A 14,709-nucleotide genomic window follows, 5' to 3' on the forward strand; every position below is an offset into this window, starting at 1 on the left:
AGCATTTTTTTATGGAAAGCACAATGAAAGAAAACACTGACATTGGAGAGTTTCTCCCTTACAAAAATGAAATCCCCTCACTTAAAAAATTGGTGAGGGGATTTTATTAGTATAAAGTAAAGGGGTTCTAGTAATAACCTATCGAAATGAAAGTGAAATGAAAAAAATACCTTCTGTAAAGTTCAAACGACATCTTTATTAAAGTGATTTTGAAAGGCTGTTAACGTAAATTAGAAAAGGCACCGAATTTCGTCATTAGTTCGTCGAATCCAGGTACAGTTTTTTCACGGTTCCAGTCTCTCTGCAATTCGCAGGCTAGTTGGGCGATAGAAGTTAATTGCGCTCCGGCTTGTTCTACATGGCGCAAGGCAGTTTCGTGAGCAATCGTTGAAGTTCCGCCAACAGCATCCACGATGGGGTATACTTCATAGCTTTCTTTTAGCGCATCTAGAGTTGGGAACGTCAAACAAGCTTCTGTCCATAAAGCCAAAATCAAGATTTTTTTACGTCCGGTCGCTTTGATTGCTTCATTGTATTCTTTATCTTCCCATGCATTGATAGAACTGCGGTCATAAGAGGGTGCATCTTCGCCAACCACTTTTTTCAAGACAGGGATCGTATCAGTATTCCAACCTTTTTCAACGTTTACAGTTGAAAGAACGATCGGGATATGATAAAGTTTCGCCAGTTCAATAACGATTTCCGTATTTCGGATCAATTCTGACCGAGTCATTGAATTGATCGAGTTGATCTGAGTCGGTTGATAATCGATCACAGTCAATACAGTATTTTCAGGTGAGAGTAATCCGTCTGCGCTTCTTTTCGCATATCCACTCCCTATTTTTGATACTGTTATTGAAACGCGGACTGGAAAAAACACTAAGATTTCGTTTTATGTGGCTTCTGCCAGCTCCTTTAAGAAGAGCTTTCCGGCATTGGAAAAAACCTGCTTCTTTTTCCAAATGATGCTGATAGTTGACGTAAGGACTGGCTTCAATGGAATAAAGGCTAAACCGCTATCCTTGGTATTAATGATGCCCTCGATACAAAAAGCCACGGTTGAACCTTCTTTGACTAATAATGAGGCATTGTAAAGCAGATTGTAGCTGCCAGCAATTTTGAAATTATTCAAATTACCACCCAGCCATTCAGATATCTGATTATTGACTAACGTTTGGCTAGAAATCAATAAAGGATAGGCAACCAAATCACTAGCAATAACCGATTTATTTTTTGCTAGTTCATGTTTTTCATTAACCAAAATCCCCCAACGATCTGAGACTGGTAGGGGAAGATATTCATATTTTTGCTTTTCAACAGGATTAATCACCAAGCCAAAATCCAGTAATCCTTTATCAATTTTTGCCTTTACATCATCGGCATTTCCACTATACATGTGGACGTTGATATCAGGATGGTTGCTCATCAAATCGTTCAGGATCGTTGATAAAAATTGAAAGGCTTGAGTTTCGCCGCTACCAATCATGATATCTCCGCCAATGACTTCATTTTTTTGCAGATTAGAGGTCGTTGTATCCACTAATGATAAAATTTCTTTGCCGCGATTTTGCAGATAAACGCCATCTTCAGTCAGCGAAATTTCGCGATTTCCTCGGATAAACAGCTGTACACCTAATTCATCTTCCAGATCTTTTAATTGCTTTGACAAGGTTGGTTGAGAAAGATGCAGAACTTCAGCGGCTTTACTGATGGTCTTTTCTCTAGCAACAGTCAAAAAGTAGTTCAACACTCGTAATTCCATCCTTCTCCTCCTATAACTGAAAACGATAGTTGTATATTCGATATAAGTATTATTCATTGCTAGTATAGCGAAGTATACTAAAGTCAGCAACCAAAGGAGGTAGACAGGATGATCAAACATGAACTTCTAAAGAAAATTCAAGGGATCGAGATTTTACCTAATTCTTACATTTATGATGAGATCCATGAATTGAAAGCAAACAATGAACAACTGACGATGGAAATGAATGCAAGTTATCATACCGATGAAGAAATGCGGATCTACTTAGAAAAAATCACAGGTAGAAGGATTGATCCATCGGTAACAGTTTCTCAACCATTTTATACGGATTTTGGCAAACATATCTCGTTCGGCAAAGATATTTTTATCAATCAGAATGTCACGTTTGTTGATTTGGGAGGAATAGTGATTGAGGATCATGTCCTGATTGGTCCGATGTGTCGTATCATTTCTGTGAATCATTTAGTCAATCCGGAAAAACGTCGCGGTTTATCCGTTGCTTCGGTCAAAATTGAGGAAAATTCGTGGTTAGGGGCGAATGTCACGATTCTTCCAGGTGTTACAGTCGGAAAGAATTCAATCGTTGCGGCCGACTCCACAGTCACTAAGGACGTACCTCCAAATGTGATCGTTGCCGGATCTCCTGCTAGGATCATTAAAGAAATTTAGGAGGAATCAGAATGATAGATGTATCACAAAAAGTAGTAGTGATTATGAGAGCTTCTTGAGGGAATGATGAAGCGATCGCCAAATTATTTAACCAGCAAAGGAGCAAAGTTAATTTTGGTGGCTCACCGAGAAGAGCGAATCAAAGCTTTATCAGAGGATTTGGAAGAAAAAGTTGTTTATCAAAAAGCTAATGTAACAGACCGTCAGCAAGTGAAGGGAGTAATTGACTTAGCGATCGAGAAATTTGGTTGAATCGATGTCATGTATAACAATGCCGGCATCAGGTTACAGGGGAATCTCTCAAAATTGGAATATGACAGCTGGTAGATATCAATATCATGGATGTCCTCAATGCTATCGGCGCGATATTGCCAATTATGCAAAAACAAAAAGCTGGTTTGATTATTTCAACGACTTCTGTAGTAGGCCATGTCGCTTATTCCGATTCAGCAGTTTATAACGGTACAAAAGATGCAATGCTTGAAATCATGGAAGGTTTGCGGTAAGAAGAGCAAAACAACGGCATTCGTTCAACTATCATTTCTTCAGGAATGCTTGCTTCTGAATAATTTGCACAGTGGGCGACAAATCGACAGAAGCTGCTTTGCAAGAAACTGCTGGTAAAGCTGGTTTTATTTTGTCATCGGAAGATGGTGCGTAAGCAGTGTCGTATGTCCAGCAGCCAGAACACGTCACGATCAGTAAAGCAGGCTACATAATAGTAGATTTTCCATCAATAGGGAGTTGATGTGGATGAAAAAAGTGCGAATTTTTATATTGGCAGGAGTAATTATTCTCTTAGTTAAGCTTGCCTGAAGTCTAGAAAAAGCAACGATCTTTTCCAGATCGTTGCTTTTTTAGCATAGAATACTTTGTTTAGTAGCTGGGTCAACAATGTCTTCCAGTTGAAACTTCTCATTTTCATAGTTTAAGATAAAGATCGCACAGTTAGGATAAGCACGAATCAAGTCATCCTTGTTTTCTTGTTGAAGTGATTGCAGAAAGCTGATACAGGCGCCATTGTGAGAGACAGCTAGGACCTGAAAATGATCTTCCTTTGACATGATTTGGTGCAGGGCAGATACAACCCGCTCTTGAACGGCTGATAAGGACTCACCACCGAATTGCTGATAGAAAGCTTCAAAATATTCAGGCCCCTGCGGCTGTAGAAATTGCGGTTCTCCTTCATATACGCCATGATGCATTTCTTTTAGCTCCTTAAGGCGTTTATAATCGCTTCTTTCTGTTATGATCTCTAACGTATCACAGGCGCGTTCCTGCGTAGAAGAGTAGAGATGGTCAAACTCAATCTTGTTTTCTTGAAAATAGCTTCGAGCCTGTTGCGCCTGCTGGATGCCTTTCTCAGTCAATGGCGAGTCACAAGCGCCTTGGACCTTATTCAATTGATTGAACAGAGTTTGTCCGTGACGCATCAAGTATAATTTCTTTTTCATATTGATCCTCCGATTAGTATACTTATTAAAGTTTACCAAATCAGTCGAAAAAAAACCTGTAAATTTCGTTTTAAAATGAAAGTTGTTGTCAGAACCGACTATAGGGAGAGTAGCCTTGCGCCTTAATTTCTTTATACAGAATTATGCAATACCACATATCAAAGATCAAACTCGTAGCGATCATTACTCCCATAAAATACCAAGCTCCTGGATGAGTCACAATTTTACATGATAAGGACAAATAGGAAGAAATGAAAGGAGACATGATATCTAAACGAACTTTTTCAAAAGTGGCCAACGCCATTTTAATTAAATGATTTTCTTATTTTTTCAATTCCGGAAGGTGAAAAAAATAATTGATATCGTGTTTCGATGTTGATGTTAATCAACTCAAGATTGTTCAATTGTGAATCAGGTTTTTTAGTGGACATAATAAAATTACAATATTGACAACGTTTTCACAGATGTATTAAAGTTTAGTTGTAAATTTAGAAGGGGGAGCTCGACAACCATATTAAAAAAATGATTAGTATCGCCCAGCTAATCTTAGAAGATTCATTACACTTAAAGTTAAAACGAAGATATGGATTGATAAGGAGGATTAATAATGCAAAAGTTAGTGGTAGTTTTCGAAAATAGTGAAGGAAAAAGACATCGCTGGATCTTTAAGGATCCAGATCCAAATAAATCAGCAGAAGAGATTAGAGCGACGTTAGAAAAACTAACTGCTTTGAATTTATTCGAAAAGGCTGGCGTTCGTTTATACCAAAAAGTCGTCAGCGCGAAAATTATAGAAACGACAGAAAAAACACTTTTTGCTATTAATGAAGAGAAAACAGCAGTCGTGGAGGCATCTGTCCAAAATCACAAGTCCAATCTGCAAACAGCTGAAGAAAAAGGGTTTACAATCCAAATTGCAGAAGAACCCGAAGACGGAATCAAGCAAATGGAAGTCGTTCTGCCAACAGGACGAGATATAAATTCTGTATCTGATGAAGAGTTGAAGGAAATGGTTGCCGAAGTATTACCAGATGATGCTGTTTTAGAAGATTTGTACTACGAAGAGGTGTCAGATTCATCCGAAATTCAGCAGTTCAAAGAATCGGTCACAGATTCAAAGGAATCAAAGACGACACAAAAGAAAAAAATCAACAAGACCAAACGAAAACTCTTAGAACGTTTTAAGCAGCACAAAAAGCATTAGCAGGCGTTCGATTATTGGTAAATTCAACATTGGTATTCGATCAAGCAAAAATATCATTATACTATGAATAGCAAATAAACGAGTCGGAATCCATGCTTCTCGTCTATTTGTGCTTTTTTAATACTTTTAAACCCTCCACTATCACACCAACCCTGTGTGCCTTTGCTAAGATAAAGGCTGACGAAAGGGGAGGATTTCATGAATTCAATGACTGAAGAGATTTATTTAGCAGATGTAACTAGTAAGCTGACTAGAAAAATTGCTGAAGTTGAGGACATCTTAACCACCAATGAAGAAAATTACAAGGAGCTTAAACACTATACGATTGATTACAAAAATGAATTGGACAAATATGAAGTTTATAATCATCAGCAAAACTTGAAATTTATAGACAGCCGTAGTGTACTGGAGGCGAATACGCTAAAAAAATTGAACTATCAAAAGAATACACCGTATTTTAGCAAAATCGTTTTTCAATTTTCTGAAGAAGACGAACCAGAAAGCTTTTACATTGGTCGATACGGTTTCGCGGACCATTTCGGGGAGCAATTAATCTATGATTGGCGAGCTCCGATATCATCACTTTATTATGATTTTTCTCTTGGTGACGCTTTTTATGAATCACATAATCGACAATTTCATGGTGAACTACAACTGAAAAGGCAATTTGAAATCGAGAATGGAATAATCAACTTCGTGGTGGATACAAATGACGCAATCAATGATGATCTATTGGTGCGAGAGTTAGGCAAAAGTACTTCTAATGAAATGAAGACGATTATCCACACGATTCAAAAGGAGCAGAATGCAGCGATTAGAGATACAAAAACCAAAAATCTAGTGATTCAAGGCGTTGCTGGCTCGGGTAAAACCTCGATAGCACTGCATCGCATGGCATATCTGTTGTACCAGAAAAAGGAGGAGCTATCTGCTTCAGATATTTTGATTGTTTCACCGAACCAGGTCTTTGCTGATTATATCTCAACGGTTTTACCAGAATTAGGAGAAGATGAGCTGCCACAAGTAGATATCGTGAAGCTGGGTTTGCTGTTTATTGAGGAAAAATATCAGGTGACTGATCGTCACGGCGATTTGACTGAGGCGTTAGAAAATCCAGCATCTAAACAAGCGGCAACCTTCAATTACAAACAGTCAAAAGAATTTTTCGATTTGCTCAAAAATCATTTTGAACAATTGAAGACCAAATTATCCGCAACAGAAATTTTGATTGATGATCAGCTGATCACGTCAGCAGAAATTAAGCGCTTGGTTGACCAACAGCCAGATAAAAGTTTATTTGAAATCATTCAAGCTATTTCCAACCTGCTAAGTAAACGAGTAATTGATGTTCGGCGTGAAAAATTCTCAAAACAGCTAAAGCAGCGATTTAAGAAAATAGTCAACATAACAGGCAGTTTAGCGGATTACTATTCCTTTCTTGCTGATAATAAAATAGAGTATACGAATATTCGAAACACCATTAATTATTCCGATCTATTCCCCTATTTATTTTTCAAATCAATGATCGAAGGAATCAAGCCCAACAAAAAGATCCAGCATTTAGTGATTGATGAGATGCAGGACTATTCGCTGCTGCAGTTTTCAGTGATCGAGCGGTTGTTTCCATGTCAAAAAACAATTTGCGGAGATATTCATCAATCGTTGCTTTCGGTTGATTCGAATTTTCTAACGGAAATTCTGACTGAACTGCCAAATTCGCGATTACTGAAATTTCACACCAGCTATCGCTCAAGTTTTGAAATTATGGATTTTGCGAAACGTTTCATCAATGAAGAGGAAATTCAACCGGTAGAGCGTCATGGCAAAGAAGTTGACATTCGAAAATACAGTAAAGAGCAGCTTGAGCAAAAATTGACAGATTTTAAAGAAAGTGAACATAAATCCTGTGGTATAATTTGTCAGAATTGGCAAGAGGCGGCAAAGATCACAGCAGATTTTCCTGATGAAAAAATGATTCGTTTTGGAAAAGACACAAAAAAGATTGCGGAAGGCGTTATTCTGACAACTACGCAGTTTGCCAAAGGATTGGAGTTTGATCAGGTAATTTTACCTGATATCCGATCTAGCCAGCTGACTCAAAAGAGCACACTGATCTACACCAGTTGTTCCAGAGCATTGCATGAGCTGACACTCTTAATTCGTGATTGAAAGGAAAATTGATGAAAACATACAGCACCTCCGAAGTCGCAAAAACAGTCGGGCTGCATCCCAATACAATTCGTCGTTATGAGGAATGGGAGTTGATCCCTATTCCTCCTCGAGCGGAAAATGGGTACCGTGTCTTTACTGACTATCATATCGAGACTATCAAAATTGCGCAGATTGCTTTTCAAATCGAAGTACTGCAATCTGGCTTGCGCATCACCATGGTAGATATGGTGAAGGCCTTGGCACGCTATGATTTTACTGAAGCTCAGGCACTGCTTGACCATTATCTCAACCTAGTGGATCAGGAAATTTCTGATGCCAATGATGTGATTCATGTGGTTGAAGAGATTCTAGATGGTAAAACGGAAGAAGCAGGTACCTGCTTAACAAGAAGTGAGGCGGCGGAAAGCTTAGGTGTGACTTCTGAAGCTCTTAGAAATTGGGAGCGAAATGGTTTGCTAACGATCAAAAGAAGTAAAAATAACTATCGTGTCTATGATGAAGAAGATATCAAGCGTCTGAAAATTATTCGTACATTGCGTTCAGCGAAATATTCGTTGGCAGCGATTTTGCGAATGCTGAATGCGATTGATCAAGAGAAACAAGATATCAAACCATTACTGAATCCAACTGATCCAGATGACAGCATTCTCACCGCCTGTGACAATCTGATTGTTTCCCTGGAAAAAGCCAAAAACAATGCTTCTGAACTAAAACAAAAAATCACTATAATACAGAGCCGTTTTTTTAATAACAAAAAGTAAAAAAGCGTTTGCATTTTTTTATTCCATGGTGCTATACTTTTTTTAGAAATAGAATCAAATGGATAGTGATTGCAACTAGCAAGCTAAACCTGTTGATAAATTGAGCGTGAGGAACGCTTTATTTGTTGACAGGTTTTTGATGTTTTTGGGATGGAATCACGCCAAAAAAATAGAAAAGAGGAACTACAAATGACATTTCCAAAGGATTTTTTATGGGGTGGAGCGACTGCTGCTAATCAATGTGAAGGGGCTTGGGACGTAGGAGGAAAAGGTGAAAGCATCCCGGATCATATGAGAGCAGGCGGATTACATAAGCCGCGGGTGATGACACCAACGATTGAGCCAGATGGCTACTATCCAAATCATGATGGCATCGATTTTTACCACCGTTATCAAGAAGATATTGCGCTGTTTGCGGAGATGGGCTTCAAAGTTTTTCGTCTAAGTATTGCTTGGACACGAATATTTCCAAAAGGCGATGAAGCAGAACCAAATGAAGAAGGGTTGGCTTTTTATGACAAAGTCTTTGATGAATGCAAAAAGTATGGCATCGAACCGTTAGTTACCATCAGCCATTTTGAATTACCATATGCCTTAGCCGATAATTATGGTGGTTTTGCCAATCGTAAAACGATCGATTTCTTCGTCAATTATGCGACGACCTTGTTTGAATGCTATAAAGATAAAGTCAAATACTGGCTGACCTTCAATGAGATTAACTTTGGTACCTTACCATTAGGTGGCAGAAATTTACTTGGAATCTTAGATGCAGAAGACAATGAAGAACGCCGTTTTCAAGCACTGCATCATATGTTTGTGGCTAGTGCGAAGGCGGTGAAAATCGGTCATGAGATCAATCCTGATTTCCAGATTGGTTGTATGCTGGCATATATGACGATGTATCCGCTGACCTGTAAACCAGAAGACGCACTGGCGAGTCAAGAGCTAGTCAAAAAATTGAACTGTTTTTGCGGAGATGTTCAGGTGAAAGGAAAATATCCATACTATATGAAGAGCTACTTCGCGAAGCACGACATCGATGTGAAGTTTGAAGCAGGTGACGAAGAAATCCTGAAAGAAGGAACGGTTGACTATTATACCTTTTCCTATTATATGACTAGTTGCGTGACTGCGAATATCGAAGAAAGCGATGACCGTGTTGGTGGAAACCTCTTTGGCGGTGTAAAAAATAATTATCTAGAAACTAGCGAATGGGGATGGCAGATTGATCCGGTCGGTTTGCGCTTCACCTTAAACGAACTGTATGATCGCTATGAGATTCCTTTGATGATTGTTGAAAATGGATTAGGTGCGGTTGATAAAGTCGAAGCAGATGGTTCGATTCGTGATGAATACCGCATCGACTATGTTCGTCGCCACATTGAAGAAATGGGCAAAGCCGTTGAAGACGGTGTGGACTTGATTGGCTATACACCGTGGGGCTGTATTGATTTAGTTTCTGGTGGAACTGGTGAAATGTCGAAACGTTATGGCTTTATCTATGTCGATAAGGACGATGAGGGCAATGGAACGTTTGACCGCAGCCGGAAAGACAGCTTCTACTGGTATAAGAAAGTCATTGCGACAAATGGTGAAGATTTAGCATCTGAATAAACCATGCAAGTCAAACGAGCTTTTTACTATCTAAACTGATAGCAAAAGGCTCGTTTGCTTTACTTTCGTTAAGTACTTTTCGAAAAAAATTTACACATTCATCGCCGCTTCATAGGCTTCCCAAATGGCATCCATCACATTCGTCGGTTTCTTGGCATCCCCAATCAAATGAACATTGTCGGCTTGGATAGCTTGATATAGATTATCGTCAGGTGTATAGCCGATAGAAACGATAATGTCGTCAGCTGGAATTTCATGTGCTTTTGGCATTCCTTGCACACCAAGAGCGAACATATGCTGTGCACGGTTTGCGACATTTGGATAATTTTTGACAGTTTCTGTTACATAAGCCGTACCGTCAGCATATTTATCAACGACAGAGTTTTTCAGAACTGTCACTTGATAGTAATCCAACAATTCCATCATCATATTGTAATTGGCAGCCGAAAGTCCAAAGGCATTCAAGATTGTTTCGCTAGCTTCAACGATTGTGACCTGTTTGCCTTTTTTCGCCAGATCATACGCAATTTCACAACCAGTCAACCCACCACCGACTATCACCACATTTTCCCCAACAATTTCTTTATGACGCAGGGCATCAATGGCATAAGTCACATGCTCACTGTCAAAGCCCAGTGTATCCAAGCGCCGTTCAATGGCACCTGTGGCGACAAAAATTTCATCATAATCTTTGGTTTGGTCGGCAGTAATTTCCGTATTGAGTTGAACCCCGACCATTAAATCATCCATTTGTTTCTTATACCAATCCAACAAGTGACGATCATCCTCTTTGAAATCAGGAGTTGCCGCCGCAACAAAGACACCGCCCAATTGATCCGTTTTCTCATATAAATCAACTGCATGTCCGCGAATTGCCGCCACACGAGCAGCTTCCATTCCGCCGATTCCGCCGCCAACGACTAAGACTTTTTTCTTCGTTTCCGCAGGAGTCAAGGCATAACTCTTCTCGCGACCACAGGCTGGATTCACTGCACAGGAAATGTCCTTGAATTGGAAAATCCGACCTAAACAACCTTGGTGACAGTAAATACATGGTCGTACGTCATCCAAACGGCCTTCAGAAAATTTCTTTGGCGCTTCCGGATCAGCCAATAGAGGACGCCCCATTCCCATGATATCCAGTTTTCCTTCAGCGATTACTTGATCCGCTAATGCCGGATCGTCAAATCGGCCGGCACAAGCAACTGGAATTGAAACGACCTCTTTGACCTTCATAACATCTTCCAAGTTGCAGGCTTTTGGCATGTACATTGGAGGATGCGCCCAGAACCAAGAATCGTAGCTCCCGTTGTCGCAGTTCAGCATGTCGTAGCCGAACTCTTCTAATTTTTTAGCTACGATAAAGGATTCTTCGTAATCACGGCCTTTTTCTTCAAAGGCTTCACCTGGAATTGCACCACGGTTAAAGTCCTTCACATAGCTTTTCACACTGTAACGCATCGACACAGGGAAATCTTGCCCGCAGGCTTCCTTGATCGCTTCGACGATTTCTTTGATAATTCGCAGGCGATTTTCTAGTGACCCGCCATATTCGTCGGTTCGGCGATTAAAGAAGGAGATCGCAAATTGATCTAGTAAATACCCTTCATGGACCGCATGAATTTCAACACCATCACCACCAGCATCTTGGACTAACTTCGCACCTTTGGCAAAATTTTCAATGTAGGTTTTTATCTCTTCTTTTGACATACCACGATCGGTTTTGGTCGGGTCCCAGACATTTTGAATCGGTGCAGGAGCAGGGCAGATGCCGACTAATCCGTGATTCGCACGTCCAGTCAAAGCAGTCAATTGTACGAATACTTTTCCGCCAGCTTCATGAACCCCATCCATCAAATACTTCATATCTTTGACATAGCCTTCGGGATTACTCAAGATACAAAAGCCCATATTGTCCACCACCGGCATCAAGCCAGTAATGATCAATCCAGTGCCGCCTTTGGCTCTTTCGATGTAGTAATCCGCACCTTCTTTGGTATAAGCGATCGTTTCCATACTCAGCAAGCGTGGGGAGAAGACACCCATCGGCATCATAGCGATCCGATTGGGGATTTCAACCGAACCAATCTGTAAAGGGGAGAACAAACTTTCAAATTTTGACATCATACAACAATTCCTCCTTTTCTTTTTTGTAGCTATATTTTTAAGCCGCAAACTATTCACGACTTGCATTCTGATACGAATAAAGAATATAGGGAGACTTCATTTAATTTGAGTTGTGAAAAAATATTCAAATAGTATAATTTAAGTATAGAATATCTGATGAAGATCACTATGATTTTAGCGCCCGAGGAATATAACGATTACGCGAGGGGAGCGGAAAAGTCGATGACACAAAGAGGTATCCATTGTTCTCAATTTTCCAAATCGCAGGATTATTCGAAAAGTTTGTCTCAGCTAAACTTTCAATACACGATCAACAGTCCCAAAGAAACCCTGTCCGTCTCCAGAATCTATCAATTGGATCACATTGTATTGACCCACAGTATCGTTGATCGGTCACAGGGAATTTTCACTCGTTGTTGTGAGGATCATAAAGGGTATTTAGGATTGCGTTTTATTAAAAATGGTTTTGAACGACATACGGATGGTAAAGAAACCAGCATTTTGAAGGATTATTCTATAGGAATCTTTGATCTGCGGGCTACGAGTCACTATCAACGAGAGAGAATAACAGAAGGAATTAATTTATTTCTTCAGCAGGATTTTCAGACCGAAAAACTGCTTGCCTCCTCGATGACTAGCCGAGTTCTTGCGGCTGAAAGTGGAATGGGGCGGGTCTTGCTGGAGATGATTTTTCAGATAGCCGAACAATTTCCATTATGTTCAGAAGAAGAAAATCGAGACTTGCTGAAACATTTCATGCAGCTTTTCTGTGTTTGGTTATCCGAAACAGAGCCATTTTTAGACAGCAAGAATTACAACGATCTCCTGATCATCGCGACAGAATTTATACGTAAGAATCTCCAGGATTCTAATCTGACGATCAAACAAACCGCCGTTCATTGCCAAACATCGATTCGAACACTGCAAAAAGTCTTTCAAGTAGCCGATTTATCCTTTAGTCATTATTTGAACGATCTGCGCTTGACGTCTGCCGCAATCTGTTTGTATCAGACGAAAATCCCGATTACTGCTATCGCTTTCCAATGCGGCTTCAATAATTCTGCTTATTTTGCAAAACGATTTAAAGAAAAATATCACTTATCTCCAATGAATTATCGAAAAAAAGTCCAGACGATGCTGAAGCGTGGCGAAGAAGCAGAAAGTGGCTGCCCATTACTGGTTAAATATTTGAATTAAGTGAAAAGGAGTATCGCACATGATAATCATGGCGCAATACTCTTTTTTAATAATTCACTTCGCTCGTTTGATGAAGCAATATTCACTGTAAGGGACATTTTGGCTTTGGTGAACTTCAGCCAATTCAAAACCGAAATGCTCGTAGATCGGAATATTCGCTTCAGTCATGGTCTCCAATACGACATCCATCTTCTTCTTCTGACATTCTTCCAAGATTGGAGCAATCAATTTACGCATGACACCCGTTCCTTTTGCTTCTTTAGCCACAGCAATTTGAGCGATATAATAGCTGTTTTTTGAGTACTTTTTATGCCAGGGAATTGAATGATGGATCTCTGCTACCTGTTTGTTTTTCTCTAATAACCGTTTGCGATCGTCCTTCGGGAGTGCCTTCAAGATTTTTCTAGATGGAAAAGAAGAGACAAACTGGCGAAATAAGGTGAATTCTTTTGATGGAATGCTGCTGACGATTCCAGTGATTGGCTCACCATATAATCGAACCTCTCCATAGTTTAAAAATAGCGCGATTTCAAACTCAATAAACTTTTTCAGGAGATCTTCGGCATCACTCATGTGTTCGGTCAAAAAATTAAAATGCTCTAGACCTGAAAATCGTTCATATATAAAGTCTACAATCTTAGGTAAATCTTCAATCGTTGCGCTTCTCATAAAAAATCCTCCTTTAACTAGTCCTTGTTCATTTAGTATAGATAACTTACACTGGAGTTAATGGATAATTCTACTATAGTGGAACTCGATAAGGAGTGAAAAAGTGATGGATGGAGAAACATTTCGACAATTGCGTAAGGATCGTGGATTGAGTTTACAAGCTGTCGCGGACGAGATCAATAGTCTGTCCTTTATCAGCAAGTTTGAAAAAGGCGATTCGAATATTAGTTTCTATCGCTTGGAGCATCTGCTTGAGCGGATCAATGTCTCAATGGAAGAATTTCTTTATTTGCGTGTTCAGAACCCAGGAGCTAATCTTTATTACTATCTTTCCGATCGACCATTTTTCATGACTGGAAAATTTACCTTCAATTTAAATCAGATTTTTAAATGCAATGATGAAGTGAATGAATCGCGTGATTTTCAAGATGCAATCAAGCAGATGGCTGAGTTGAGTGAAGAGATCAAAGGAGAGACACGGAGTGCAAAATTTCTAAGGTTATTATGCCATTTATTGAGTATGAGCTATCAACTTAATAATGACCGCGATCAAGGAAAGCAAATAAGTATTGATCATTTTTTTGCTGACCTTCAGCGGAGGTCTGAGCCTGTTGTAAAGTATCTGTATAATGTTGAAAATTGGGGTGTTTTTGAAGTCCTGCTCTTTCGCTTTTTCCAGTTCAGTTTTCCAGTTGAGACTGTGCATCAACTTTTAGGTACAGCAGTTTCGCGAACAGAAAAAGAAGCGGGTGTTCAGTTGATGCAGCGAATGAAATTTGAACTGCTGTTTGGCACCTGTGCGACTTTTATCAATTTTCGCAAACTGACTTGGGCGAAAGAAGTGTTGGAAGAAACGGAGAAGCTGCTTCGTGATCAAGGGGATTTACTAAATAGTACGAAATTGCTGTTTTATCAAGGCTGGCTAAAAATCAGCTCAGGTTCAATAGTAGCAGGAAAACAAAACTGTGAGCAGTCGATCTCGATCTTCCGCATTTTGAAACAGCCATCCATGCAGCGAATGTACGAAGAAATGTTTCAAGGAATTATGGTCAATCAAGAGAATCATGATGATTCTTTTAT

Annotated in this window: 14 protein-coding genes; 9 read left to right on the top strand and 5 right to left on the bottom strand. The window is 39.6% G+C overall.

Features of this window, described 5'->3' with window-relative positions; genetic code table 11:
• Window positions 1-220: 220 nt before the first annotated feature.
• Window positions 221-841, bottom strand: a complete 621-nt coding sequence (locus AC4J95_RS11765) for an isochorismatase family protein (RefSeq protein ID WP_494550058.1) — start codon at window positions 839-841, stop codon at window positions 221-223.
• A 51-nt stretch (window positions 842-892) separates the two neighbouring features.
• Entirely contained in the window at window positions 893-1,762 is an 870-nt protein-coding gene (locus tag AC4J95_RS11770; protein WP_494550044.1) for a LysR family transcriptional regulator, read from the bottom strand.
• Window positions 1,763-1,870: 108 nt separating this feature from the next.
• On the opposite strand from AC4J95_RS11770, the gene AC4J95_RS11775 reads away from it, so the two are divergent.
• The 3 genes from AC4J95_RS11775 (at window position 1,871) to AC4J95_RS11785 (ending at window position 2,937) form a co-directional block, all read left to right on the top strand.
• On the top strand, window positions 1,871-2,431 hold the full coding sequence (locus tag AC4J95_RS11775; protein ID WP_494550045.1) for a DapH/DapD/GlmU-related protein: 561 nt from the start codon (window positions 1,871-1,873) through the stop codon (window positions 2,429-2,431).
• 63 nt (window positions 2,432-2,494) lie between these two features.
• Window positions 2,495-2,683, top strand: coding sequence for a hypothetical protein (locus AC4J95_RS11780; RefSeq protein ID WP_494550046.1), 189 nt, complete (start codon window positions 2,495-2,497; stop codon window positions 2,681-2,683).
• An 86-nt stretch (window positions 2,684-2,769) separates the two neighbouring features.
• Window positions 2,770-2,937 carry an SDR family NAD(P)-dependent oxidoreductase gene (locus tag AC4J95_RS11785; protein ID WP_494550047.1) on the top strand — a complete coding sequence of 56 codons (168 nt, stop codon included), beginning with the start codon at window positions 2,770-2,772 and terminating at the stop codon, window positions 2,935-2,937.
• 351 nt (window positions 2,938-3,288) lie between these two features.
• Here AC4J95_RS11785 and AC4J95_RS11790 read toward each other — a convergent pair whose 3' ends face one another.
• A complete protein-coding gene (locus AC4J95_RS11790) occupies window positions 3,289-3,885 on the bottom strand; it encodes a histidine phosphatase family protein (protein WP_494550048.1) in 597 nt (198 codons plus the stop codon).
• A 607-nt stretch (window positions 3,886-4,492) separates the two neighbouring features.
• Here AC4J95_RS11790 and AC4J95_RS11795 point away from each other — a divergent pair.
• From AC4J95_RS11795 to AC4J95_RS11810, 4 genes are all read left to right on the top strand, one after another.
• Window positions 4,493-5,089 carry a DUF2922 domain-containing protein gene (locus tag AC4J95_RS11795; RefSeq protein ID WP_494550049.1) on the top strand — a complete coding sequence of 199 codons (597 nt, stop codon included), beginning with the start codon at window positions 4,493-4,495 and terminating at the stop codon, window positions 5,087-5,089.
• A 198-nt stretch (window positions 5,090-5,287) separates the two neighbouring features.
• On the top strand, window positions 5,288-7,258 hold the full coding sequence (locus AC4J95_RS11800; protein ID WP_494550050.1) for a HelD family protein: 1,971 nt from the start codon (window positions 5,288-5,290) through the stop codon (window positions 7,256-7,258).
• Window positions 7,259-7,269: 11 nt separating this feature from the next.
• Window positions 7,270-8,022 carry a MerR family transcriptional regulator gene (locus AC4J95_RS11805; RefSeq protein ID WP_494550051.1) on the top strand — a complete coding sequence of 251 codons (753 nt, stop codon included), beginning with the start codon at window positions 7,270-7,272 and terminating at the stop codon, window positions 8,020-8,022.
• 189 nt (window positions 8,023-8,211) lie between these two features.
• The gene (locus tag AC4J95_RS11810; RefSeq protein WP_494550052.1) at window positions 8,212-9,636 is read left to right on the top strand and encodes a 6-phospho-beta-glucosidase; all 1,425 of its coding nucleotides are present in this window, start codon (window positions 8,212-8,214) and stop codon (window positions 9,634-9,636) included.
• A gap of 90 nt (window positions 9,637-9,726) precedes the next feature.
• On the opposite strand, the gene AC4J95_RS11815 is transcribed toward AC4J95_RS11810, so the two are convergent.
• Window positions 9,727-11,763 (bottom strand): FAD-dependent oxidoreductase, encoded by a 2,037-nt coding sequence (locus AC4J95_RS11815; RefSeq protein WP_494550053.1) that lies wholly within the window; start codon window positions 11,761-11,763, stop codon window positions 9,727-9,729.
• A 222-nt stretch (window positions 11,764-11,985) separates the two neighbouring features.
• Between AC4J95_RS11815 and AC4J95_RS11820 the strand changes: the two genes are divergently transcribed.
• Window positions 11,986-12,960 carry an AraC family transcriptional regulator gene (locus tag AC4J95_RS11820; protein WP_494550054.1) on the top strand — a complete coding sequence of 325 codons (975 nt, stop codon included), beginning with the start codon at window positions 11,986-11,988 and terminating at the stop codon, window positions 12,958-12,960.
• A 54-nt stretch (window positions 12,961-13,014) separates the two neighbouring features.
• Here AC4J95_RS11820 and AC4J95_RS11825 read toward each other — a convergent pair whose 3' ends face one another.
• Window positions 13,015-13,629, bottom strand: coding sequence for a GNAT family N-acetyltransferase (locus AC4J95_RS11825; protein ID WP_494550055.1), 615 nt, complete (start codon window positions 13,627-13,629; stop codon window positions 13,015-13,017).
• 106 nt (window positions 13,630-13,735) lie between these two features.
• Here AC4J95_RS11825 and AC4J95_RS11830 point away from each other — a divergent pair.
• Window positions 13,736-14,709, top strand: a 974-nt coding sequence (locus AC4J95_RS11830; protein ID WP_494550056.1) for a helix-turn-helix domain-containing protein, incomplete at its 3' end; no start/stop codon positions are given.

It is taken from the genome of Enterococcus sp. GPZ-007, assembly GCF_059374735.1.

Excerpts from the sequence above, each read along its gene's own strand:
- AC4J95_RS11770 (WP_494550044.1), bottom strand. The coding sequence starts at position 1,762 with ATGGAATTACGAGTGTTGAACTACTTTTTGACTGTTGCTAGAGAAAAG.
- AC4J95_RS11775 (WP_494550045.1), top strand. The coding sequence starts at position 1,871 with ATGATCAAACATGAACTTCTAAAGAAAATTCAAGGGATCGAGATTTTA.
- AC4J95_RS11780 (WP_494550046.1), top strand. The coding sequence starts at position 2,495 with ATGATGAAGCGATCGCCAAATTATTTAACCAGCAAAGGAGCAAAGTTA.
- AC4J95_RS11785 (WP_494550047.1), top strand. The coding sequence starts at position 2,770 with ATGGATGTCCTCAATGCTATCGGCGCGATATTGCCAATTATGCAAAAA.
- AC4J95_RS11790 (WP_494550048.1), bottom strand. The coding sequence starts at position 3,885 with ATGAAAAAGAAATTATACTTGATGCGTCACGGACAAACTCTGTTCAAT.
- AC4J95_RS11795 (WP_494550049.1), top strand. The coding sequence starts at position 4,493 with ATGCAAAAGTTAGTGGTAGTTTTCGAAAATAGTGAAGGAAAAAGACAT.
- AC4J95_RS11800 (WP_494550050.1), top strand. The coding sequence starts at position 5,288 with ATGAATTCAATGACTGAAGAGATTTATTTAGCAGATGTAACTAGTAAG.
- AC4J95_RS11805 (WP_494550051.1), top strand. The coding sequence starts at position 7,270 with ATGAAAACATACAGCACCTCCGAAGTCGCAAAAACAGTCGGGCTGCAT.
- AC4J95_RS11810 (WP_494550052.1), top strand. The coding sequence starts at position 8,212 with ATGACATTTCCAAAGGATTTTTTATGGGGTGGAGCGACTGCTGCTAAT.
- AC4J95_RS11815 (WP_494550053.1), bottom strand. The coding sequence starts at position 11,763 with ATGATGTCAAAATTTGAAAGTTTGTTCTCCCCTTTACAGATTGGTTCG.
- AC4J95_RS11820 (WP_494550054.1), top strand. The coding sequence starts at position 11,986 with ATGACACAAAGAGGTATCCATTGTTCTCAATTTTCCAAATCGCAGGAT.
- AC4J95_RS11825 (WP_494550055.1), bottom strand. The coding sequence starts at position 13,629 with ATGAGAAGCGCAACGATTGAAGATTTACCTAAGATTGTAGACTTTATA.